General features: G+C 73.1%; 20 protein-coding genes and 1 tRNA gene. 10 read left to right on the top strand and 11 right to left on the bottom strand.

Annotated features, from left to right (window positions below; all coding sequences use genetic code 11):
* Positions 1-47: 47 nt before the first annotated feature.
* Both AC5L3C_RS26490 and AC5L3C_RS26495 read left to right on the top strand, forming a co-directional pair.
* A complete protein-coding gene (locus AC5L3C_RS26490) occupies positions 48-1,187 on the top strand; it encodes a DUF475 domain-containing protein (RefSeq protein WP_493651322.1) in 1,140 nt (379 codons plus the stop codon).
* A gap of 134 nt (positions 1,188-1,321) precedes the next feature.
* The gene (locus tag AC5L3C_RS26495; RefSeq protein ID WP_493651323.1) at positions 1,322-2,059 is read left to right on the top strand and encodes a TerD family protein; all 738 of its coding nucleotides are present in this window, start codon (positions 1,322-1,324) and stop codon (positions 2,057-2,059) included.
* A 30-nt stretch (positions 2,060-2,089) separates the two neighbouring features.
* Here AC5L3C_RS26495 and AC5L3C_RS26500 read toward each other — a convergent pair whose 3' ends face one another.
* On the bottom strand, positions 2,090-3,037 hold the full coding sequence (locus tag AC5L3C_RS26500) for a TerD family protein (RefSeq protein WP_493651325.1): 948 nt from the start codon (positions 3,035-3,037) through the stop codon (positions 2,090-2,092).
* 171 nt (positions 3,038-3,208) lie between these two features.
* Between AC5L3C_RS26500 and AC5L3C_RS26505 the strand changes: the two genes are divergently transcribed.
* The 3 genes from AC5L3C_RS26505 to AC5L3C_RS26515 are packed head-to-tail and all read left to right on the top strand — an operon-like array spanning position 3,209 to position 7,817.
* Complete coding sequence (locus AC5L3C_RS26505) at positions 3,209-4,375, top strand: HpcH/HpaI aldolase/citrate lyase family protein (protein ID WP_493651327.1); 1,167 nt, start codon at positions 3,209-3,211, stop codon at positions 4,373-4,375.
* 5 nt (positions 4,376-4,380) lie between these two features.
* On the top strand, positions 4,381-7,005 hold the full coding sequence (locus AC5L3C_RS26510; RefSeq protein WP_493651328.1) for a phosphoribosyltransferase: 2,625 nt from the start codon (positions 4,381-4,383) through the stop codon (positions 7,003-7,005).
* Positions 7,005-7,817, top strand: coding sequence for an HAD family hydrolase (locus AC5L3C_RS26515; protein ID WP_493651330.1), 813 nt, complete (start codon positions 7,005-7,007; stop codon positions 7,815-7,817). Before AC5L3C_RS26510 ends, AC5L3C_RS26515 begins: the two co-directional genes overlap by 1 nt.
* Positions 7,818-8,213: 396 nt before the next feature.
* Here the strand turns inward: AC5L3C_RS26515 and AC5L3C_RS26520 are convergent, their stop codons facing one another.
* From AC5L3C_RS26520 to AC5L3C_RS26530, 3 genes are all read right to left on the bottom strand, one after another.
* A complete protein-coding gene (locus AC5L3C_RS26520) occupies positions 8,214-8,429 on the bottom strand; it encodes an FmdB family zinc ribbon protein (RefSeq protein ID WP_493651332.1) in 216 nt (71 codons plus the stop codon).
* 32 nt (positions 8,430-8,461) lie between these two features.
* Positions 8,462-9,889, bottom strand: a complete 1,428-nt coding sequence (locus AC5L3C_RS26525; protein ID WP_493651334.1) for a hypothetical protein — start codon at positions 9,887-9,889, stop codon at positions 8,462-8,464.
* 75 nt (positions 9,890-9,964) lie between these two features.
* A complete protein-coding gene (locus AC5L3C_RS26530) occupies positions 9,965-10,777 on the bottom strand; it encodes a DUF4097 family beta strand repeat-containing protein (RefSeq protein ID WP_493651335.1) in 813 nt (270 codons plus the stop codon).
* Positions 10,778-10,976: 199 nt separating this feature from the next.
* Here AC5L3C_RS26530 and AC5L3C_RS26535 point away from each other — a divergent pair.
* Positions 10,977-11,048 (top strand) — tRNA-Val (locus tag AC5L3C_RS26535).
* A gap of 56 nt (positions 11,049-11,104) precedes the next feature.
* On the opposite strand, the gene AC5L3C_RS26540 is transcribed toward AC5L3C_RS26535, so the two are convergent.
* The gene (locus AC5L3C_RS26540; RefSeq protein WP_125506716.1) at positions 11,105-11,458 is read right to left on the bottom strand and encodes a DUF8825 domain-containing protein; all 354 of its coding nucleotides are present in this window, start codon (positions 11,456-11,458) and stop codon (positions 11,105-11,107) included.
* 78 nt (positions 11,459-11,536) lie between these two features.
* On the opposite strand from AC5L3C_RS26540, the gene AC5L3C_RS26545 reads away from it, so the two are divergent.
* A complete protein-coding gene (locus AC5L3C_RS26545) occupies positions 11,537-11,761 on the top strand; it encodes a DUF2277 domain-containing protein (protein WP_125506717.1) in 225 nt (74 codons plus the stop codon).
* Positions 11,762-11,883: 122 nt separating this feature from the next.
* Here AC5L3C_RS26545 and AC5L3C_RS26550 read toward each other — a convergent pair whose 3' ends face one another.
* The 4 genes from AC5L3C_RS26550 to AC5L3C_RS26565 all read right to left on the bottom strand — a co-directional run bounded on the left by AC5L3C_RS26550 (position 11,884) and on the right by AC5L3C_RS26565 (position 15,864).
* Entirely contained in the window at positions 11,884-12,486 is a 603-nt protein-coding gene (locus tag AC5L3C_RS26550; protein WP_164555729.1) for a DedA family protein, read from the bottom strand.
* Between the two features lie 291 nt (positions 12,487-12,777).
* Positions 12,778-13,230 carry a DoxX family protein gene (locus AC5L3C_RS26555; RefSeq protein WP_493651336.1) on the bottom strand — a complete coding sequence of 151 codons (453 nt, stop codon included), beginning with the start codon at positions 13,228-13,230 and terminating at the stop codon, positions 12,778-12,780.
* Between the two features lie 252 nt (positions 13,231-13,482).
* Positions 13,483-15,129, bottom strand: a complete 1,647-nt coding sequence (locus AC5L3C_RS26560; RefSeq protein ID WP_493651337.1) for an alkaline phosphatase D family protein — start codon at positions 15,127-15,129, stop codon at positions 13,483-13,485.
* 90 nt (positions 15,130-15,219) lie between these two features.
* Positions 15,220-15,864: an HNH endonuclease family protein gene (locus tag AC5L3C_RS26565; RefSeq protein ID WP_493651339.1), complete on the bottom strand. Its 645-nt coding sequence runs from the start codon at positions 15,862-15,864 to the stop codon at positions 15,220-15,222.
* Between the two features lie 404 nt (positions 15,865-16,268).
* Here AC5L3C_RS26565 and AC5L3C_RS26570 point away from each other — a divergent pair, with 404 nt between their 5' ends.
* The gene (locus tag AC5L3C_RS26570) at positions 16,269-16,850 is read left to right on the top strand and encodes a TMEM165/GDT1 family protein (RefSeq protein WP_125506723.1); all 582 of its coding nucleotides are present in this window, start codon (positions 16,269-16,271) and stop codon (positions 16,848-16,850) included.
* 205 nt (positions 16,851-17,055) lie between these two features.
* On the top strand, positions 17,056-17,718 hold the full coding sequence (locus tag AC5L3C_RS26575; RefSeq protein ID WP_493651341.1) for an HAD family hydrolase: 663 nt from the start codon (positions 17,056-17,058) through the stop codon (positions 17,716-17,718).
* Positions 17,719-17,747: 29 nt separating this feature from the next.
* Here AC5L3C_RS26575 and AC5L3C_RS26580 read toward each other — a convergent pair whose 3' ends face one another.
* Entirely contained in the window at positions 17,748-18,623 is an 876-nt protein-coding gene (locus AC5L3C_RS26580; protein WP_493651343.1) for a peptidoglycan-binding domain-containing protein, read from the bottom strand.
* Between the two features lie 1,724 nt (positions 18,624-20,347).
* On the opposite strand from AC5L3C_RS26580, the gene AC5L3C_RS26585 reads away from it, so the two are divergent.
* A complete protein-coding gene (locus AC5L3C_RS26585) occupies positions 20,348-22,363 on the top strand; it encodes an MDR family MFS transporter (RefSeq protein ID WP_493651344.1) in 2,016 nt (671 codons plus the stop codon).
* Between the two features lie 7 nt (positions 22,364-22,370).
* Here the strand turns inward: AC5L3C_RS26585 and AC5L3C_RS26590 are convergent, their stop codons facing one another.
* Positions 22,371-22,862, bottom strand: coding sequence for a GNAT family N-acetyltransferase (locus AC5L3C_RS26590; RefSeq protein ID WP_493651346.1), 492 nt, complete (start codon positions 22,860-22,862; stop codon positions 22,371-22,373).
* Positions 22,863-22,931: the final 69 nt, after the last annotated feature.

Consider the following 22,931-nt stretch of genomic DNA (forward strand, 5'->3'; position numbering starts at 1 on the left):
CCGACTACGGCAGCGGGGGAGACCCGTACACACACCTGGGGTAGCCAGTGGTTCTGAAAACCTTCGGCTGGTCGTTCGCGGTCACCGCGCTCGGCCTGGTCGCAGCGATCCTCTTCGGGGGGTGGACCGCCTTCGGAATCGTGGCGATCCTCTCGATCCTCGAGATCTCGCTGTCCTTCGACAACGCGGTGGTCAACGCCGGCATCCTGAAGAAGATGAATGCCTTCTGGCAGAAGATCTTCCTCACCATCGGCATTCTGATCGCCGTCTTCGGTATGCGGCTGGTCTTCCCCGTCGTCATCGTCGCCGTCAGCGCGCAGCTCGGGCCGATCGAGGCCGTTGACCTCGCACTCAGCGACAAGGATCGCTACCAGGAGCTCGTCACCGACGCGCACCCGGCGATCGCCGCGTTCGGCGGCATGTTCCTGCTCATGATCTTCCTCGACTTCATCTTCGAGGAGCGGGAGATCAAGTGGCTGGGCTGGCTGGAGCGCCCGCTGGCCAAGCTCGGCAAGATCGACATGCTGTCCGTCTGCATCGCGCTCATCATCCTGCTGATCTCCGCCATCACCTTCGCCACCAACGCCCACCAGCACGGCGGCGCGCATGTGGACAAGTCGGGCACGGTCCTGCTCTCCGGTATCGCGGGTCTGATCACCTACATGGTCGTGGGCGGCCTCTCCGGATTCTTCGAGGACAAGCTCGAAGAGGAGGAGGAACGTGAACACGAGGAGGAGGAGAAGGCCGAGCGGGAAGGCAAGCCACGCTCGGCGGTCGCCCTCGCCGGCAAGGCCGCGTTCTTCATGTTCCTCTACCTCGAGGTGCTCGACGCGTCCTTCTCCTTCGACGGTGTGATCGGTGCCTTCGCCATCACCAACGACATCGTCCTGATGGCGCTCGGCCTCGGCATCGGCGCCATGTACGTCCGTTCGCTCACGGTCTACCTGGTCCGCCAGGGCACCCTGGACGACTACGTGTACCTGGAGCACGGCGCGCACTACGCGATCGGCGCGCTGGCGATGATCCTGCTCGTCACGATCCAGTACGAGATCAACGAGATTGTCACCGGCCTGATCGGCGTCGTCCTGATCGGTGCCTCCTTCTGGTCCTCCGTGCGCCGCAACCGGGCGCTGGCGGAGGCGGAGGGAAAACCCGAGGAGAAGACTGAGGTCTCCTCGGGGGTGTGACAGCCCTCCGGGTGAGGAACGCTCTCGACGGGGCGGCCACGAGGACCACTCCTCGGGGCCGCCCCGTCGGCCGTCCGCGGCACAGGCGTGCCCGGCGGCCGGGGCGGGGGCCGACAAGCGGACTTGGGGCGGGAATGGGTTTCCTGGACGGACTGCGGCGCGGCAGCGAGAGCGCCTTCGACTCGGGCAACGCGGCCACCAACGCGATCGAGCTGACCAAACGGCACGCTCAGGTGTCACTGACCAAGCAAGGGGCGGCCACCGGCCATCTGCGGATCAATCTGAGCTGGCGGATGCGCACCTCCGATTTCGGCGGCCCCCAGCGGGAGAGCTTGCTGCGCCACCCCTTGAAGGCGCTCAAACCCCCGGAGGTCGTCGGCCACAGCCAGTCCATGGTCAACGTCGACCTCGACCTGGGCTGTCTCTACGAGCTCCAGGACGGCGCCAAGGGCGTGGTCCAGCCCCTGGGCGGTCTGCTCGGCGACGTCAACGCGCCGCCGTACGTCAAGCTCAGCGGCGACGACCGGTTCGGCTCGGCCTCCGGCGAGACGATGTACGTCAACCTCGACCACCGCGAGCAGATCAAACGCCTGCTGATCTTCGCGTACATCTACGACCAGACCCCCGCGTTCGACCGGACGCACGCCGTCGTCACGCTGTACCCGAGCAACGGCCCCCGGATCGAGATCGGCCTCGACGAGCGCCACCCCCAGGCCCGCTCCTGCGCGGTGGTGATGATCGAGAACGTCAAGAACGAGATCCTCGTCCGCCGCGAGGTGAAGTTCGTCTACGGCTTCCAGGCGGAACTGGACCGGTTGTACGGCTGGGGCCTTCAGTGGGGCCGGGGCTTCAAGAGCAAGGCCGGCCGCTGAGCGGACCCTCGCTGCACCGGTCCGTGCCCGCTAACGGCCGATGAACTGCGGTCCCTGCGGCGGGAGGCGGAAGTCCGGGTCGGGGGCCGCCGGGGCCGGCGGCGGGTAGCCGTAGCCCGACGGGGCTCCCGCGGCGGCCGTGGCGGGCGCGGGCGGGTAGCCATGGGCGGGCGGGCCGGCCGGGTGCGGGTAGCCGTAGGCCGGCTGCGTGGCCGGGGGCTGCTGCGGGGGATAGCCGTACGCGGGCTGGGACGGCACGCCCGCCGACACCCCCGCCGGCTGCTCCGGCGGCAGCGGCGCGGACACCTCGGGCGGCACGAGCGGGGCCTGGCGCTGGGTCGGGGCCTCGGAGGAGGACGCGTCGGCCTGGTCCTGGGTCTGGATCGTGGCGGGCGCCTGCTGCGTGGCGTCGGCCGGCTCGGGCCCGTCGGCCTCCGACTCGTCCACCGAGATGCCGAAGTCGGTCGCCAGCCCCTCCAGCCCGTTGCTGTAGCCCTCGCCGAGCGCGCGGAACTTCCAGCCGTCCCCGCGCCGGTACAGCTCACCGCAGATCAGCGCCGTCTCCTCGCCGGTCTCCGGCTTGATGTCGAAGTACGCCAGCGCCTCCCCTTCGGCGGCCTGGGCGTCGTACAGCAGGATGCGCAGCGCGCGCACCTGGTCGAAGGCGACGCCGTCCGCCGACGCGACCAGCAGGATCCGTCCGACGCCGGCGTCGACACCGGCGAGGTCTGTCTGGATCGTGTCGGTCAGCCCCTCGGCCACGCGCTTCTTGCCGAGCCGCCACACCTTCCCGGACGGATGCCGGGGCTGGTTGTAGAAGACGAAGTCCTCGTCGGAGCGCACACGGCCGTCGAGACCGAGGAGCAGCGCGGAGGCGTCGACGTCGGGCACCCCCTGCCCGGGCGACCAGCGCAGCACTGCGCGTACGGTGGTGGCCTCGAGAGGGACGTTCGACCCCTTCAGCATCGCGTGCGTCATGGGATCATCCTGCCCTCTCCGTCCTGGTCACGACAACGCGGGTGGGAACCGCTACGGCTGGGTTACCAGATGTTCATGCCGGGTGGGAACCGCCGACATGGATATCTACGTACTATTACCGGCCACCTTTTGACACATATCACTGATTCCACTAGGCCACGGGGGAGTTCCATGCGTCACTTCGGGCACATCGCCCCTGCTGTGCGGAAACGTCTTTTCCATCAGGAGCCGGGGGAGTTCACACACGATTCCCCGGCCCGGATGCTTTCCGCCGCGCTGGGGGCCACGCTCTACAGTCCGGCCACCAGACCCCGTCTCGCGGACGACGTGGTCAAACAGGCCGGGCGTGGCGTGGTCTCGATGGTGCTGTGCCTGGAGGACTCCATCAACGACGCCGACGTCGCCGCCGGCGAGGAGAACCTCGTACGCCAGTTCGCCGACCTGGCCGCGCGCCCCGGAGCGGACCTGCCGCTGCTGTTCATCCGTGTCCGGTTCCCCGAGCAGATCCCCGACCTCGCCCGGCGGCTCGGTCCCGCCGTCCGGCTGCTGTCCGGATTCGTCCTGCCGAAGTTCACCGCCGAACGCGGCCTGCCCTTCCTCGAGGCGCTCGCCACCGCCGAGTCCGAGACCGGCCACCGGCTGTTCGCGATGCCGGTCCTGGAGTCCCCCGAGCTCCTCTACCGCGAATCCCGCATGGAAACCCTCGAGGGCATCTTCCGCGCCGTCGACAAGTACCGCGACCGCGTCCTCGCCCTGCGCCTGGGCGTCACCGACTTCTGCTCCTCCTACGGCCTGCGCCGGGGCCCCGACATCACGGCCTACGACATCCAGGTCGTCGCCTCCGTCATCTCCGACGTGGTGAACATGCTGGGCCGCGCCGACGGCACCGGGTTCACCGTCACCGGGCCGGTCTGGGAGTACTTCCGGGTCCAGGAGCGCATGTTCAAGCCGTTGCTGCGGCAGAGCCCCTTCCACGAGGTGCAGGCCGTCGCGCTGCGCCAGAAGCTCATCGAGCACGCCATGGACGGCCTGCTGCGCGAGATCTCCCTGGACCGGGCCAACGGACTGCTCGGCAAGACCGTCATCCACCCCTCCCACGTGCTGGCCGTGCACGCACTGTCCGTGGTCAGCCACGAGGAGTACAGCGACGCCCAGGACATCCTGCGTCCGGAACGCGACGGCGGGGGTGTACTCAGGTCGGCGTACACGAACAAGATGAACGAGGTGAAGCCGCACCGCGCCTGGGCCGAGCGGACCCTGCTGCGGGCCGAGGTCTTCGGCGTGGCCAACGAGGACATCGGCTTCGTGGAACTGCTCGCGGCGGGGCTGGGCGACTGACCGGGATGGAGAACGCGGTGAACACATGGTCCGGCAGCTGGGTCACCCGGCGGCTCGGGGTCGAGCTGACCGGCGACGCGAGCCTGCCCGACCTGCTGGGACTGGCGCTGCGCCGCAACCCCAAGCGGGCCCACCTGCTCGTGTCCAACGTCCTGGGCAAGCACGTCCCCCAGTCGCCGTCCGTCGTGTACGGCCACGGTGCCGCCCTCGGCCGCAGGGTGCGGGAGCTGCTGGGCGACTCGGCGGCGGACGCGGTTGTCCTCGGCTACGCCGAGACCGCCACCGGGCTCGGCCACTGCGTCGCCGACGGACTGGGCACGGCGCCGTATCTGCACTCCACCCGCCGCCCGGTCGCGGGGACGGCGACGGCCGGAGGCTTCGAGGAGTCCCACTCCCACGCCACCTCCCACCTGCTGCTCCCCGAGGACCGGCGGCTGCTCGCCGGGGACGGGCCGCTGGTCCTGGTCGACGACGAGTTCTCCACGGGCAACACGGTGCTGAACACGGTGCGCGCGCTGCACGCCCGGTATCCGCGCACGCGGTACGTCGTCGTCGCCCTCGTCGACATGCGCTCGCCCGAGGACGCCGGGCGGCTGGAGGCGTTCGCCCGGGAGATCGGGGCGCGCGTCGACCTGGTGACGACCGCGTCGGGCACGGTGCGGCTGCCGGACGGTGTCCTGGAGAAGGGCCAGGAGCTGGTGGCGCGCTACGAAGGCGCCACGGACGGTGGCGATGCGGATGCGGGCGCGCCGGGGCCGGTCGCGCGGTTCCCCGCGCCCCTGGGCGGGGCGCCCGACCGCCGACCTGGAAGCGCCGGGGAACACCAGCACACGTCAGGGGCGCGGGGAACCGCGCGATCAGCCACCGACGGCCCTCACCCGGACGACAGGCCCGCCCACGACGACCCGCACCCGGACCTTACGGCGACGCACGTCACCCGCGTGGACCTGAGCTGGCCCCCCTGCCTCCCCGACGGCGGCCGCCACGGCTTCACCCCCGCCCACCGAGCCCGCCTCGAAGCCGCCCTCCCCACCCTGGCGGCAAACCTCACCCACGCCCTCCCCGCGACGGCGCACCGCGTCCTCGTCCTCGGTTTCGAGGAGCTGATGTACACCCCGCTCCGCCTCGCCGCCGAGCTGGAGCGCACCGCCGGCCTCGACGTGCGCTTCTCCACCACCACCCGCTCACCCGTCCTCGCCGTCGACGACCCCGGCTACGCGATACGCACCCGCCTGGTCTTCCCCGCCCACGACGACCCCGCCGACGGCCCCGGCGAGCGCTACGCCTACAACGTCGCGGGCGGCGGCTTCGACGCGGTCGTCGCCGTCGTCGACTCGGCCGCCGACACCCCCGCCCTGCACGCCCCCGGCGGCCTCCTCGCCCGGCTGGCCGCGCACACCCCGCACGTCCTCCTCGCGGTCGTACCGTCGTACATACCCGGAGCCCAGGACGTCCCCGAAAGGCCCGCCCCCATGCTGCCCGAGCCCCTCAGAGGCCCCGCCTTCTCCTCGTACGCGCCCGAGGAGGTCGGCTGGCTGCTCCAGGACCTCTCGGACGTGACGCTGGAGGCGCCGACCGAGGAGCGCGAGGAGGCCATCCAGAGCGGCGGCGCCCACTACGCCGAGTCGCTGCCCGTGGAGTACCAGCCCAGCGAGCAGTACCAGGAGCTCTTCCACACGGCGCTGAAGGAGTCGGCGGCCCGCCTGGCCCACGCGGTGGGCGTGGTCACCGAGACCGTCCTCGCCGAGCGCTCCCCCCGCCCGGTGCTGGTCTCCCTGGCCCGCGCGGGCACCCCCGTCGGCATCCTGATGCGCCGCTGGGCCGGGCACCGCCACCAGCTCGACCTGCCGCACTACGCCGTCTCCATCGTCCGCGGCCGCGGCATCGACGCCAACGCGCTGCGCTGGCTGGCCGCCCACCACGACCCCCGTGACGTCGTGTTCGTCGACGGCTGGACCGGCAAGGGCGCCATCACCCGCGAACTCGCCCAGGCGATCGAGGAGTTCGAGAAGACCGGGGGCGGCACCGGCTTCGACCCGCAGATCGCGGTGCTCGCCGACCCCGGCTCCTGCGTACGGACCTACGGCACCCGCGAGGACTATCTGATCCCCTCCGCCTGCCTCAACTCGACCGTCTCCGGCCTGATCTCCCGTACCGTGCTGCGCGCCGACCTGGTCGGCCCGGACGACTTCCACGGCGCCAAGTTCTACCGCGAACTCGCCGGCGTGGACCTGTCCGTGGCGTTCCTGGATGCCGTCTCCGCCCGCTTCCCGGAGGTCGCCGACGCGGCCTGTGCCGAGGCCAAGGAACTCCGCTCCGCCGACCGCACGCCGACGTGGGAGGGCTGGGCGGCCGTCGAGCGCATCAGCGAGGAGTACGGCATCCACGACGTGAACCTCGTCAAGCCGGGCGTCGGCGAGACCACCCGGGTGCTGCTGCGCCGGGTGCCCTGGAAGATACTGGCCCGCACCGGGGCCGGCCGTGACCTCGACCACGTCCGCCTGCTCGCGCGCCAGCGGGGCGTCCCCGTCGAGGAGGTCGACGGCCTGCCGTACACCTGTGTGGGGCTGATCCACCCCCGCTACACCCGGGGCGCGACCGGCGCCGACGGCAAGGCGGTGACCCGCTGATGCCCGCCGTCGTCGCCAGCGACCTCGACCGCACCCTCATCTACTCCGCGGCGGCCCTCGCCCTGACCATGCCGGACGCGCGGGCGCCGAGGCTGCTGTGCGTGGAGGTCCACGAGGCAAGGCCCCTGTCCTTCATGACCGAGACGGCGGCCCAGCTCCTGACCGACCTCGGCGACCAGGCCGTGTTCGTCCCCACGACGACCCGCACCCGCAAGCAGTACCAGCGCATCAACCTCCCCGGCCCGCCGCCCGCGTACGCGATCTGCGCCAACGGCGGCCACCTGCTGGCCGACGGCGAGACGGACCGGGACTGGCACACCCGGGTGCTCGCCCGGCTGGCCGACGAGTGCGCCCCGCTGGCCGAGGTGCAGGAGCACCTGCTGCGGACCGCCGACCCGGTGTGGCTGCGCAAGCACCGCGTCGCCGAGGACCTGTTCGTCTACCTCGTCGTCGAGCGCGAACTGCTGCGCGAGGAGTGGGTGAAGGAACTCGCCGTGTGGGCGGAGAACCGCGGCTGGACGGTGTCCCTCCAGGGGCGCAAGATCTACGCCGTGCCCAAGCCGCTCACCAAGAGCGCGGCCATGCGCGAGGTCGCCCGCCGCACCGGCGCGGACCTCACCCTCGCGGCCGGCGACTCGCTCCTCGACGCCGACCTGCTCCTCGCCGCCGACCGGGGCTGGCGCCCCGGCCACGGCGAACTCGCCGAAGCCGACTGGACGGCCCCCGCGGTCAGGGCCCTCCCCGAACGGGGCGTCCTGGCCGGCGAACGCATCCTCCGCGAGTTCCTGCGAACGGTCCGCAGCCCGCACTGACCGCGCACCGCGACCCGAGCGGGCTGCGCTGCAAGACGACGTGCAACCACGCCCGGTGGCCAGGCCCCGGCACGCACGGTCCAGGGCGGCGGCCCGGAAGCGGCGCCAGGGGGGCTCAAAGCGGGGCGCGGTCCCATGCGGGAGGCAGCGGCCAGGGGTTCGCTCGACGCGGCGGCCCGGGAGGGGCCGGGAAGCGGCCCCTCGGCGGTGGCTCAAGGCGGGGCGCGGCCCGGTGAGGGCCCGGAAGTGACCCCCAGGGCGCCCCAGGCAGGGCGGGATCCGGCGGCGGTCCGGGAGCACCCCCCGGAAGACGGCCCCGGGGCGGTGCCGGCCAGGGCGGTCGTCCGGGGGTCAGGAGGATTCAGGGGGCGTCCGGGGGTCCGGGGGCACCCGGGGTCAGCCGCAGCAGCCGCCGCCGCAGCAGCCGCCACCGCCCGTGGAGGGGGCCGGGGCCGGGGCGGAGGTGGTGCCGCCGACTGCGACCGTGGACAGGAGCTTGACCGTGTCGTCGTGGCCGGACGGGCAGGCCGCGGGTGCGGCGGACTCCGCCATGGGACGGCTCAGTTCGAAGGTGTCGCCGCAGGTCCGGCAGCGGTATTCGTAGCGAGGCATGGGCACAGGTTAACCGGGCAGGACCGCGCCGGTCAGTGCGCGCCGCCGCGCTCCTCGCGGATCTGCGCCACCACGCGGCTCACCGTCGTCCGTACCGCCTCCGTCTCCGTCAGGAAGTGCCAGTAGTCGGGGTGGCGCCCCTCCAGACCGGCGACGGCCCGCTCCAGCCGGGCCACGGAGTCGTCCAGGGGCCGGGCATGGCGCGGATCGGGGGTGGTGCGGCCGGCCATCGCCAGACGCTGGGCGTCCCGGATGGCGAACCGGGTGCGCTCGATCTCCTGCTCCGGGTCCTTCTGCACGGCGTTCAGCCGTTGCAGGCGGTCACTGGCGGCCGACACGGCCTCGTCGGTCGTGTTCAGCAGCGCCCGCGCGGTCGACAGCAGCGACGTCGCGTCCGCCCAGCGCTGCTCCTCGCGGGCGGCCCGGGCCTCGGCGAGCCGCTCCTCGGCCCGGCGCACGTTCTCCCCGGCCACCTCGGGCACGTTCTGCAGGTCCTGCCAGCAGGCGGCGGTGAACCGGCGGCGCAGTTCGCTCAGCACCGGTTCGACCTGCTCGGAGCGGGTGGTGAGGGCCTGCGCGCGGGTGCGCAGGGAGACCAGCCGGCGGTCGATCTCGGCGGCCCGCTCCGGGAGCCGCTCGGCCTCCGCACGGACCGCCTCGGCCTCGCGGGTGACCCGTTCGGCCCGCTCCAGGCTCTGCGGCACGCCGTGCTGTCCGGCGCCCTGGTTCAGCTTGGTCAGCTCCGGGGAGAGCGCGGCGAGCCGGGCGGCGAGGTCGTCGGCGCGCAGCCCCGAGCCGCGTACGGTGTCGAGGGCGTTCGAGGCGGCCAGCAGCGACTGCCGGGCGCGTTCGACGGAGGGCGCGAGCCGGGCCAGCTGGGTCTCCGCCGTGCCGAGGAGAGGGCCGAGCCCTTCGGCGAACCGGTCGAGCTCCTGTCTGACCCGCCCGAGCTCCTCCTTGGCGGCGGTCAGTGCGGCGCGCGCCTGCGAGGCCGCCGACGCCTCCAGATCGTCCCGGTCCAGGTCATGGGCGTCGACGGCGCTGATGTACTGGTGACTGGCCTCGTCGATGCGCCGCCCCAGCGCCTCGAAGTCGGAGACGGCGCGGCGGGCGGCGGGGGAGGCGTCGACGGCGGTGATCGTCTCGATGGAGATCCGCAGGTCGCGCTGGGCGGTGTCGAGCTCGTAGAACGCGGCCGCCGCCGCGTCCTTGGCGGCCTGCGCCTCCGCCCGCTGGTTCTCGGCCCGTCCGCCGAACCAGCGCCGGGTGCCGCCGCCGGCGAACGCGGCGGGCAGCGCCAGCGCCGCCACCAGCGGCAGCCCCACCAGGGTGAGCGCGTCCCGCAGCGGGCCGGGTGCCCGGCGCGGACGTGACCCCGGCCGGAAGGGGGGCACGGCAGGGCGTATGCGAGGCACACCGGCCCCCGACGGCGAGTACGGCCGCGCTGGTGTCGCCGTCACATCCCTCTCCCGTACTGTCGTCCGCCCTGCCCGGTGCCATTCTCCCACCGGCGGCGGACGAACACACGGGCCCCGTCAGTCCGCCGTGCGCACCGTGAGTTTTCCGTCGCCGGTGCGCGCGGTCACCCGGTGGGAGCTGGAGTCGTCGCGGGGCACCGACACCTCCTCGGCGCCGTCCCCGGTGCCGGTGTCCACGCGGTAGCCGGCCCGGGGCAGGTCGATGGTGAGGGAGCCGTCACCGCTGCGGGACTCCACCAGGTCCGGTACGGCACCGAGTTCGAGGTGGATCGAGCCGTCGCCGGTGCGGGCGCGCACCGTGCGCGAGGTGACCTCCGCGCGCACCGAACCGTCGCCCGCGCGCAGCTCCAGCGGCCCGCTGGAGTCCGTGACCCGGACCGAACCGTCCGTCGTGCGGATGCTCAGCGGGTCGCGGAAGCCCCGCGCCCGCACGCTGCCGTCCCTCTCCACGACCTTGACCGACACACCGCGGGGCACCTCGATGCGGTGCTTGGTGGAGCAGTCGGCGATGATGCCCGAGCACTTCTCGCGCAGCACCAGCCGGTCGCCGTCCATGGACCAGGTGACCTTCGCCTTCGAGCCGATGGCGACGCTGCCCTGGAACCACCGGGTGACCGCGATCTTCCCCGAGGCGTGCCCGTCCGCCGCGACGATCTCCAGGGCGGACTCGTCGGAGTCGATGGTGAGGGTGGTGCCGGGCAGGTCGAAGGACCGGTGGTCGGGGTCGTCGTCCTCGGCGGCCGACGCCCCGCAGGCACTCAGCCCGGCGACGAGCACCACGGCCGCCCCGGCCAGGGCCAGCGGCCGTCGCGCGGAACCCGCCCGGCCGGCGGTGGACGTGACGGTGCGGATGCGGGACGTACGGGTCATGACGGTCTCCCCCTGGAACGGACGGCGGCGCTCCCAGCCCTGTTCGAGCGCACTTCGAACCGTACGGACGCGGGGCCCGGCCGGGGATCCGGGCCACTACCGGATCCGGGGTGGGGCTAACCCCCCGATACGGGTTTGCCGCACCGCGCCCCGGGCCATGTAGGCTGTCGACTCGACCTGGGCGCGCCGCCCGGGCATCGGGTGCGTAGCTCAGGGGTAGAGCGCCTGCCTTACAAGCAGGATGTCGGCGGTTCGAAACCGTCCGCGCCCACCGCAGTCCAAGGCCCCCGGAGCGAGCACCGGGGGCCTTCGCGTTCTCCGGTCACCCTACGGTGACTCCTCCGCCCCCTCGGCCACGGCCTCGTGGACGTGCTTCAGCGCGGAGCGGGCGTGTATCCGGTCGGCCCCGGTGAGCTCGGTCCAGTAGCGGTGCGTGCTGACGAACACGGCGAGTTCGTGCTCCCGCCGCCGGAGCTTCTCCACCTCGGCCTGTTCGTCCTCGCTCCAGCCGGGGGACGCGGGGCGCTCGATCTTGCGCCAGCCGTTGTCGTCGCTGAAGCCGTCGAGGGGTTCGACCGACCAGGGGAGCCGCTTCAGCAGGGCCGACAACTCGGCCCGGACCTGATGCAGTTCCTCCTGACCGGCGAGGAGGTCACTCGGAAAGTCATAGGTCGCAGCCACGGCCCAATGATACTCCTGTTCGATTTTGAGTAGCGAGTTACTCGACCGTACGGTCGTGGTCCGCGTCAGACTGGGGGCATGTGCCGGAGTATCAAGACCCTGCGTCCGCCCGTACTTCCCGAGGAGGCCACGGAGGAGGAGATCCGGGCCGCGGCCCTGCAGTACGTGAGAAAGGTGTCCGGCTTCCGGTCACCGGCAGCCCACAACCGTGAGGTGTTCGACGAGGCGGTCGAAACCATCACGCAGGCAACGGCAGCCCTGCTGAACGGCCTGGAAATCCGAGGAGCAAGCAGGGCCTCGTAGCTGCGGGCAGTCGTGCCTCCCTCAGTGCCTCAAGGGCGCCTGGGAGGTCCCCCCAGGGTGATGGGGGTCCCCCGCTCGAGCGGAGCCGGGAGTGGGGGAGGGTGGGCGATGGGAGTACCTCCCTACGAAACCCCCGAAGCCTGCGGCTTCCGCCGCATGAGAAACCCCGCCCCCGCGCCCGCCGCGAACAACGCCCCCACCGACACCGCCGTCGCCAGCCACGTCGCCCCCAGCCACTGCGCCCCGAAGTACCCGAGCGCCACGCTGTACGCGGCCCACGACAGCCCCGCCACCGCGGACCAGGGCAGGAAGTCCCGCGCACGATGGCGCGCGGCGCCCGCGCCGAGGGAGACGACCGAGCGGCCGGCCGGTGCGAACCGCGCGAGCACGACCAGCGCGCCCCCGCCCCGGGCCAGCGCCGCGCCGAGACGTTCCTGCGCTCGGGTCAGCCGCCGGGAGCGGGCGATGGCCCGGTCGAGGCGGGGGCCGCCGCGCCAGGCGAGCCGGTAGGCCACCAGGTCACCGAGGACGGAGGCGGTGGCGGCGCAGAGCGTCAGCACCAGGATGTCGGGCACGTCGGTCGCCGTCCCCGCCGCCGCGGCCGTGGCCGCGGTGATCACCAGTACCCCGCTGGGCAGGACCGGGAGGAACACGTCGAGCAGCACCGACAGGCCCACGACCGCATAGATCCATGGGCTGCCGACCAGCGACCCCAGACTCTCCACCCGAACTCCCCGCAACGCCCCCGTGGGCCAACCGTGCCCGCGCTGTCGCGGAGGGGGCGGCAGAGGTGGCAGGAGTGGCCGTTGACAGCCATACAGCGTACGCCCGGTAGGTGACGGAAGGGTCACGGGGGGCCGGAGCGTCCCGTGACCGATGTGTTCCTGCCCGTGGTGACGGCGTGCGCCCTCCCCGGGGGAGGCGGGGAGGACGCACGCGTTTGCCCGAAGAGGCAGGGTCGGCCGGGACGGCCGGGGTGGCCGGAACGACCGGGGTGGCCGGAACGACCGGGACGATCAGGCGGTCACCGGTGTCTGCTCCGTCGCCCGCCGCCCGTGCGCCGGCGTACGCCGGGTGAGCAGCCGGTCGAGCCCGAAGGCTCCGGAGCCGGTGAACACCAGCAGGAGCATGGCCCAGCAGAACATGGCCGCGCTCTCACCGTGGTTCTCGATCGGCCACAGGGCCTCGGGCTGGTGGACCTTGAAGTACGCGTACGCCATCGAGCCGGACGAGATGAACGCCGCTGCCCGGGTGCCGAGGCCGAACAGGACGAGGGTGCCGCCGACGAGCTGGATCATGGCCGCGTACCAGCTGGGCCAGGCGCCGAGCTCTTCGGTGCCGCCGTTGCCGTCCGTGCCGCCGAGTACGCCGAGCAGGGACACGGCGCCGTGGCAGGCGAAGAGCAGGCCGACGACCATACGGAACATGCCCATGACATAGGGCTGGGCGCTGTTGAGGCGTCCAATCATGCGGAGGGTCTCCTTCGGTCAGGCCGGCCCCGGGAGGGGGTCGGTCCGGAGGGCGGAGCCGAGTCGCACGCTCCACGCTAGGAGCGCCCCTGTCTTACTTGCAAGTTCAACATTCGGCCACGGAATCAGCCGGATTCCGCTGGTCACACGCCTGCCGCCGCATGTCAGCGGGGTCTCCGTCCGGTTGTCCCCTCGCACCGCGTGACCGAATACACCCCATGGTTCACAGCGGGCTCACAGGTTCCGGCGGGCTCACCCGCTCAACCGGGTCTCCGTCACCTTCCTGAGCCGCACCCCGCTCTCTTGGCGCTGCGCGTGCTCCAGCCGCAGTACCGCCGAACGGCCGTGCGTCGTCAGCGTCATGAGCTGGTTGCCGAACCACGGCCCGCCCGCCTTGCGCCAGCCGACCGCGGGCCGGCCCAGGCGGCCGTGCCGCGCGAACGCGCGCCCGAGCGCCCGGGCGGCGGCGCTCCAGCCGAAGCGGAAGCCGAGCCTGATGGACCAGGGGATGGAGTTGTGCACCGGGGAGCAGGTCAGCTGCACGACCCGGGCGTCCGGCGCGGCGCGCCCCGGCCAGTCCGGCTCGGCGACATACGCGTGGTGGACGTCTCCGGAGAGCACGCAGACCGTCGCCGGCGCCCGAGGTCCCGTGCCGGCCTCGGCGAGCAGCTCCGCCAGCTCGTCGAACGACTCCGGGAAGGCCGACCAGTGCTCCAGGTCCGCCGCGCGCCGCAGCTTCTCCCCGAACCGGGCCCAGCGGGGCCCCTTGTCGCCCCGGCACAGCGCGGAACTCCACGCCTCGACGTCGTGCACGAGGTGGGGCAGCAGCCAGGGCAGGGACGTGCCGATGAGCAGGTGGTCGTACGCGCCGCGGTCGTCGAGTGCCTGGGCGCGCAGCCAGGCGGCCTCGGAGCCGTCCAGCATCGCGCGCCGGCCCTCCTCCAGGACGCGGGCCGCGCGGCTGTCGACCATCAGCAGCCGCACCCGGCCGAAGTCGCGCCGGTAGCTCCAGCGCGCGGCGGTCGCGTCCGCCTCGGCCGCGGCGGCGAAGGCGCGCAGCATGTCGGTGCCGTCGGGGCTCTGCGTGACGGACCGGTACAGCGGATCGGCCTCCAGGTCGGCGGGGGAGAGGTTGCCCAGGTGCTGGTACACCCAGTACGACATCAGACCGCTGAGCACCCGCTCGCGCCACCACGGGGTGGCCCGCATGTCCTCGACCCAGGAGGCGGAGGTGTTCCAGTCGTCGATCACGTCGTGGTCGTCGAAGATCATGCAGGTGGGGACGGTGGAGAGCAGCCAGCGCACCTGCGGGTCGAGCCAGGACTCGTAGTAGAGGTGGGTGTACTCCTCGTAGTCCGCCACCTGGTCGCCCGGCGGGTCCTTGAGGTCGCGGCGGGCGGCGAGCCACTTCCGCGTGGCCTCGGAGGTCTCGTCGGCGTACACCTGGTCGCCGAGGAGCAGCAGGACGTCGGGCCGTTCGCCCTGCGGGTCGGCGGCGATGCGCTTGGCCAGCGCGTCCAGGGCGTCGGGCCCGACGGGGTCGTGCTCGCCCCGGGGAGGGGAGGCCCAGCGGCAGGAGCCGAAGGCGACGCGGGTCCGGTCGCCGGGGCCCGGGGTGGTGATCACGGAGGGCGGAAAGGACGGGAACGGGTCCTGGGGCAGCGGCCACACGCGGGCGTCGTCGAGGAATACCTCGTACGGGGTGGCCGTGCCCGGGGTGAGTCCGGTGACCCGCACGAGCGCGTAGTGGTGGCCCGCGATCTGGAAGGTGCCGGCCGTCCCGCCGGGCCCGTCCGGGCAGCGCACCTCCACGGTGCCCGGGCGGTCGGTCTCGACCCAGACGGTCGCGGACGAGCCGTCGGCGTACCTCAGCAGTGGTCCGAGCCGCAGTCCGGCCATGGTGACCCCTTCCCTCCGTCGCCCCGTACGGTACGCAGCGACGGAGGCCGCCGGGGAGATTTGCGCACCCGGCAGTTCACGGGGCGCGCGTCAGCAGGTGGCGAGGTGGCTCTGCAGCGCGGACTTCTCGGCCGCGTCGACGGACAGGTCGTAGTAGTACTTCACCTGCACCCAGGCCCTGACGTACGTGCACCGGTAGGCCGAGCGCGACGGCATCCAGGTGGCCGGGTCCTGGTCGCCCTTGGACTGGTTGACGTTGTCCGTGACGGCGAGGAGCTGCGGGCGGGTCAGGTCGTTGGCGAAGGACTGGCGCCGCGCGGTGGACCAGGCACCGGCGCCGGAGTCCCAGGCCTCGGCGAGCGGAACGAGGTGGTCGATGTCGACGTCGGAGGCGGCGGACCAGGTGGCGCCGTCGTAGGGGGAGTACCAGCTGCCGCTGGTGGCGGCGCAGGAGGAGCCGGTGCGCACGTTGGAGCCGTCGCGCTTGAGGATCGTCTCGCGGGTGTTGCAGGTGCCGCTGATGGTGATCCAGTGCGGGAACAGGTCCCGGTCGTAGCCGGTGCGGTTCTCGGTGCGCACGTCCAGGGTGGCGAGGTAGCCGCGGGCGGTGGCGGCGCTGACCGGGGTGGGCAGGGCGGCGGAGGCGGCCGGGCCGTTGAACAGGCCGGCGGCGGCTATGAGTCCGGTGAGCGCCGCGGCCGTGCCGAGCCGTCGACGCGCGTAGAACTTCGACATGCGAACTCCCTTGTGGGGTGGGGCGTTTGGCGTGCGGGCAGGGGAATGCTCGCCTCGCCGCGTTGCCGGGAGGGGTGGATCCGGTAAGAAGCTAATGACGCGCCCATGACACGTCCATGGTTCGCGTGTGAAGGTTCCGCGCCCGGGGTTCGCGCGGGCCTCGCGTACCATGGGCGGTGCAGAAGGGGAGTAGCCCTGTGCCGGACCGTCGACATACTGCTCAGCCCGCCTGAGCCGGCGCCCGGAGGCGGGCCCCACGACGTGGGGCCGGCCGGCGAGACCTTCGGCAAGCAGTGCACGCCCGTGCCTCCCGGCACGGGCGCCGTGTGTGCTGCCGTGCCGAGGTGTCCCGCGCAGGCCGCACAGCACTCTCGGTGGGGCAGCCCCGACCGATTGAGGAACCGTTGATCAGTCTGACCGTGACGGCCGTCGTCTTCGGCGTCGTCTTCCTCGCCGAACTGCCCGACAAGACCGCGCTCGCCGGACTCGTCCTCGGCACCCGCTACCGGGCCTCCTACGTCTTCGCCGGTGTCGCCGCCGCCTTCGCGGTGCACGTCGCGCTCGCCGTGGCCGCCGGAAGCGTGCTCACCCTGCTGCCGCAGCAGCTCGTGCACGCGCTCACCGGCGTGCTCTTCCTGGGCGGCGCGGCGATGCTGCTGTTCAAGAAGGACGACGGCGAGGAGGACGTCCGCAAGCCGGAGAACCAGTCCTTCTGGAAGGTCTCCGGGGCCGGGTTCATGCTGATCCTCGTCGCCGAGTTCGGTGATCTGACGCAGATCATGACGGCCAACCTCGCCGCCCGCTACGACGATCCGCTCTCCGTCGCCCTGGGGGCGGTGCTCGCCCTGTGGTCGGTGGCCGCGCTCGGTATCGTCGGCGGGAAGGCGCTGATGAAGCGCGTTCCGCTGCGGCTGATCACGCGGATCGCGGCGCTGCTGATGCTCGGGCTCGGGGTGTGGAGCCTGTGGGAGGCGGTCGCCGGCTGACCCGTGCCGGGGCGGGCGTCGCGGGTGCGTCGCGGGTGACGTCCGCCCTACATGTCGGTGAACGGTCGGCGAACGCGGTGGCGGGATGCCCGGACTGTTTTGTACCGTGAGTGAACAAAGTGGCTCCCGCCCGTTCTCCCTGACCGGCGGGCGGGGCCGCCTTGTCCCCTCCCGGCCCACCGCCCCACGCTCCTTGGAGTTGCCGATGACGGCCACCGCCGTACTCACCGCCCGCGCCCTTCTGCTGGACATGGACGGCACCCTCGTCAACTCCGACGCCTCCGTCGAACGGGTCTGGCGGCGCTGGGCCGACCGCAACGGGCTCGACGGGGACGAGGTCATGAAGGTCGTGCACGGACGCCAGGGGTACGCCTCGATGGCCCTGCTGCTGCCCGGCCGGCCCATGGAGCAGAACTACGCCGACAACGCGCGCATGCTCGCCGAGGAGACCGCCGACACCGAGGGCGTCGTCGAGGTCCCGGGCGCCCGCGACTTCCTCGCCTCCCTCGCGGGCCTGCCGCACGCCCTCGTCACCTCCGCCGACGTCGCCCTGTCCACGGCGCGGATGGCCGCCGCCGGGCTGGAGCAGCCCGGGGTGCGGGTGACGGCGGAGTCCGTCGGCGCGAGCAAGCCCGACCCCGAGGGGTTCCTGAAGGGCGCGGCGGAACTGGGCGTCGACCCGGCCGACTGCGTGGTCTTCGAGGACTCCGGCGCGGGCATCACGGCGGCGCGCGCGGCCGGCATGCGCGTCGTGGGCGTCGGCCCCCGGGCGGGCCTCCACGCACCGGACGTCGTCGTACGCGACCTGACCCAGGTACGCGCGGAAGCCGCCCCCGACGGCACGATCCGCCTCCACATCACGCGGTAGCGGGGCCGGGAGCGGGGGCCCGGCGCCGCTCAGAGCTCCGGAGTCTCCGCCTCCAGCCGGGCCCGGGTCTGAGGCCCGTACACCCCCATCTCCTCGCGGATCCCGCGCGTCCACTGGTAGGTGCGAACGGCCTCTTCCACACGGCGGTTGAACTGGCCGTGGAGCTCGTCGTGGTAGAGGAACACCCGCTTCAGACGCTGCTGGAGCTCCACGACCTCCCCGCCCCGGTCGCCGCGGCGCAGTACCGGCGGGGTGTCGTCGCCGTCGTCGCCGCCGTCCTCGTAGCCGGGAGCCTCCACGGGCGCGGAGGACGCCGGCCCCGTCGGGGACGGCTCGGCCGCCCGGTCCGACGCGGTCGGCAAGGCGCTGGACGCGGTGGGCGACGGTGCGGTGGCCGAGGGGCTCGCGCTCGTCGAGGGGGAGCCGGAGGGGGAGGCCGACGTGGTCGGCGCGGTGGCGGACGCACCGCCCGTCGGCTCGGCGGACGGCGCCTCGGAGGACGGATCCGGCACGCCCTCCCGGACCTCCTCGGGCGCCGAGTCGTTCCGGGACGGCGTCTCGTACGAGAACACCCCGCTCGCCCAGCCCGCCGCGCCCACGACGAGGACGACGGCCCCGGCGACCGCGAACAGCACGCCCCGGCGACGCCGGCCCGGCGGCACCTCGTCGGGGCTCTCCGGCGCGGCCACGTCGGGCACCCGTGCGATCGGCTGGGTCCTGTCGAACAGGTCCAGGTCCGTGGCACTCGGCCGCGTCGCCGCCGGCCCCAGGGGCGTCGGCAACACCCTCCCCGCCCCCGGCCCCACGGCCCGCAACGTCATCGTCTCGTCGACCGCCGGAGAAGCACCGTCACCGCCGGTGGACGCGGGGGGCTGCCCGCCGGGGGAGGCGTGGTGCCCGCTCACGGGAGCGTGAGGCGCGCCTGTGGAGAAACCGGTCCCGTCCGGGGAGGGGTTGTGCCCGCTGTCGGGGGTGTCGGGTCCGCCCGGGGACGCGTCGTGGGGGACGTGGTGCCCGCCGGGGGAGGCGTGGTGCCCGCTCACGGGAGCGTGAGGCGCGCCTGTGGAGAAACCGGTCCCGTCCGGGGAGGGGTTGTGCCCGCTGTCGGGGGTGTCGGGTCCGCCCGGGGACGCGTCGTGGGGGACGTGGTGCCCGCCGGGGGAGGCGTGGTGCCCGCCCACGGGAGCGTGAGGCGCGCTCCCCGAGGAACCGGCCCCGCCTGCGGGGGCGCCGGTCCAGCCCGTGGAGGCGTGGGGCTGCCCGCCCGAGGAGGTGTGTGGCCCGCTCGCGGAGGTATGGCGATCGCTCGGGGAGGCGGGGTGCTCGCTCGCAGGGGAGTGAGATGTGCTCACCGGGGAGCCAACCCCGCCGGTGCAGGAGTCACCCCCGCCCGCAGGGGCGCCGGTCCCGCTCACCGAGGTGCGGGGCCCGCCCGGGTACGTGCCGTGTCCGTCTGAGGGGAGGCCGGACCGGCTCGCGGTGGCGTGGGGATCGCTCGGGGAGGCGTCATGCCCGTTCGCGGGTTCGTGGGGCCCGCCGGGAGAGACGTGGTGACCGCTCACGGGGCGCGGGCTCGCCGAGGGGCCGGCCCCGCCCGTGAGGGCGCCGGCCTCGCCGACTGAGGCGTGGGGCCCGTTTGCGGAGGCGCCGTGCCCGTTTGCGGGGCCGCGGGGCACGCCCGTGGAGGCTGGGTTTCCGCTCGCGGAGGCGCCATCCCCGCCCGCGCGGACGTCGGGCCTGCTCACCGAGGCGTGGGGCCCGTTCGCGGGGACGTCGGTGCCGCTCACGGAGGTGTCACGCTCGCCGACCTCCATGTGCGGCCCGCTTGCAGAGTGGCCGGGCCCGCCTGGGGAGGTGCCGTGTCCGTTGGCGGGGAGGCCGGTCCCGCCTGCGGAGGAGCCGCCGCCGCCCGTGTGGGCGCCGGGCCTGCTCACTGAGGGGTGGGGCCCGTTCGCGGGGAGGCTGAGGTCGCCCGTGGGGGCGTGGTGGGGCCCGCTCGCGGAGAGGCCACCCCTGCCTGCGGAGGTGCCGCCACCGCCCGTGTGGGCGCCGGGCCCGTTCGGGGGGACGTCGGGGCCGTCCGTCGAGGTGTCACGTCCGCCGGCCTGGATATGGGGCCCGCTCGTGCCGGCGCTGCCACCGACCGTGAGGGAGTCGCTCTCGCCCGTGGGCGAGGGGTCGCCCTCGTCGGCGGCGGCGCCGGGCGCGGATTCCCGTGGCCGGCCGGAGGCGTCCGTGCGGCTCGGTGCCGGCGACCCGTCCGGCGTACTCCGGGGCGTTCTCGTCGCCCCGTCCAGCTCGACGTACGGCCTGATCCGCAGCGGGTCGAAGTCCTCCGCCGCCGCGGCCTCCGCCGTGCGTGCGTCGCGGAGGGCGTCGGACGCACGCGTCGTGCACGCGCAGGAAGGCGTGTTGTCCCCGTTTCTCCGCGCACCGCACTCCGGGCACGGGGTGCCGTTCGGCTGATCCACGTGTGGTCCCTCCCCTCGCGAACTCCAGAGATTATGCAGATCTTCTTCACACTCCCGCCCGCGCGCCCCCGGAATGCGAACTTCCGGCCGGACTCAACAGGCCATAACAGGTCACACCGATCACGATGGATGGGAAACCAGAACCTGTGGAGGTGTTCATGGCCGGCGACGCGCAGCCCGCCCCCCGCGGCAACGTCCTCATCTCCATCGGCGCCCTGCTGCTCGGCCTGCTGCTCGCCGCCCTCGACCAGACCATCGTGTCCACCGCGCTGCCCACCATCGTCAGCGACCTCGGCGGCCTGGAGCACCTGTCCTGGGTGGTCACCGCCTATCTGCTGGCCTCCACCGCCGCCACCCCGCTGTGGGGCAAACTCGGTGACCAGTACGGACGCAAGCGGCTCTTCCAGACCGCCATCGTCATCTTCCTGGTCGGCTCGGCGCTGTGCGGCGCCGCGCAGGACATGACCCAGCTGATCGGGTTCCGCGCGTTGCAGGGACTGGGCGGCGGCGGACTCATCGTGCTGTCCATGGCGATCGTCGGCGACCTCGTCCCGCCCCGGGAACGCGGCCGCTACCAGGGCCTGTTCGGCGCGGTGTTCGGCACGACCAGCGTGCTCGGGCCGCTGCTCGGCGGACTGTTCACCCAGCATCTGAGCTGGCGCTGGGTGTTCTACATCAACGTCCCCGTCGGGATCGTCGCGCTCGCCGTCATCGCCACGGTGCTGCACATCCCGCGCCGGAGGACCAAGCACGTCATCGACTACCTCGGCACCTTCCTCATCGCCTCCGTCGCCACCTGCCTGGTCCTGGTCGCCTCCCTCGGCGGCACCACGTGGGGCTGGGGCTCGCCCCAGGTGATCGTCCTGTCGGTGCTCGGCGCCGTGCTCCTCGCCGCCTTCGTGGCCGCGGAACGCCGGGCCGCCGAACCCGTACTGCCGCTGAAGCTGTTCCGGGTGCGCACCTTCACCCTCTCCGCCGTGATCAGCTTCATCATCGGCTTCGCCATGTTCGGCGCGATGACGTACCTGCCGACGTTCCTCCAGGTGGTGCACGGCATCACGCCCACCATGTCCGGCGTGCACATGCTGCCGATGGTGGCCGGCATGCTGCTGTCCTCCACCGGCTCCGGCCAGATCGTCAGCCGTACCGGCCGCTGGAAGGTGTTCCCGATCGCCGGCACCGCCGTCACCGCCCTCGGCCTGCTGCTGCTCCACCAGCTCGACGCGCACAGCTCCACCGCGCTGATGAGCACCTTCTTCTTCGTCTTCGGCCTCGGACTCGGCCTGGTGATGCAGGTCCTCGTGCTGATCGTGCAGAACGCCGTCCCCTACGAGGATCTCGGCGTCGCCACCTCCGGCGCGACCTTCTTCCGCTCCATCGGCGCCTCGTTCGGCGTCGCCATCTTCGGCACGATCTTCGCCACCCGCCTCGGCGACGAACTCACCGCGGCGCTGCGGGGAACGGACCTGCCGCCCGGCGTGTCCCCCGGAACCCTGGAGGCCGACCCGCGCGGCATCCAGGCCCTGCCGGCCGCGCTGCGCCCGCCCGCGCTCGACGCCTACTCCAACGCCATCACCGACGTCTTCCTGTACGCCGTCCCGGTCGCCCTCCTCGGCTTCGCGCTCGCCTGGTTCCTCAAGGAGGACCGGCTGCGCGCCTCGGTCACCGCGCCCGACGTGTCCGAGACCCTGGCCAGCAACCCCGTGGAGCGGTCCTCCTACGACGAGGTGTGCCGCGCGCTGTCGGTGCTCGGCACCCGCGAGGGACGGCGCGAGATCTACCGGAAGATCACCGACCGCGCGGGCTACGACCTGCTGCCCGCGGCGAGCTGGCTGCTGCTGCGGATGAGGAAGCACGGCTCGGTCGAGCCGGCCCGGCTCGCGGAGCGCACCCCGGTCCCGCTGAGCGTCGTCCTCGAGGCCACCCGCCAGGTGGAGAGCCGGCACCTCGCCGTGCGCCGGGGCGTCGACATGGTGCTGACCGAGGAGGGCCGCGAGACGGCCGAGCGGCTGGCGCGGGCCCGGGAGGAGTCCCTGGCCGAGCTGCTCGGCGACTGGTGGGGGCCGGACCGCCCGACGGACCTGGTGCGGCTGGTCCACGAACTGAACGACGAACTGTGCGGCTCGCGTGGGGAACGCCCGCAGGACGAGCACGCGGTGCAGCCGGCCGGCTGACGTCCCGTCAGCCGAGCCGCTTGGCGAACCAGTGCTCGGCGTACGGTTCGGCGTTGTGCGGCGCGGTCTCCGTGTAGCCCAGCCGCGCGTACAGCGCCCGAGCCTCCACGAGGTCACCGCGCGTGTCGAGCACCATCCGGGTCGCCCCCGCCGCCCGTGCCGCGTCCTCGGCGGCCCCCACCAGCAGCCCCGCCCCGCCCCTGCCCCGCATTCCCGCGTACAGGAACACCCGGGTCAGCTCGGCGGTGGCGCCGTCCAGCAGCCGGAAACCCGCGCTCCCGGCGGGCTCACCCGCGTACCGGGCGACCAGCAGCCGCCCCCGCGGCGGCACGAGGCCGGCCCCCGTCCCGGCGGCGATCTCCCGCTCCAGCTCCCGGGGGTCGGTCCGGCGGCCCTCGTGCAGCAGATACCAGCGGTCGCTGACCTCCGTGTAGTACGCCCGCCAGAGCGCGAGGGCGACGGGCGAGTCGTACGGTTCCGGGGCGACGGTCCAGGTCATGCGCGCATTCTCGACGCGCCGCACGGGGGGCGCGCAAGTGAATTCGGCGTGCGTGTGCGGGGCTCCGCG

It is taken from the genome of Streptomyces speibonae (assembly GCF_984686075.1).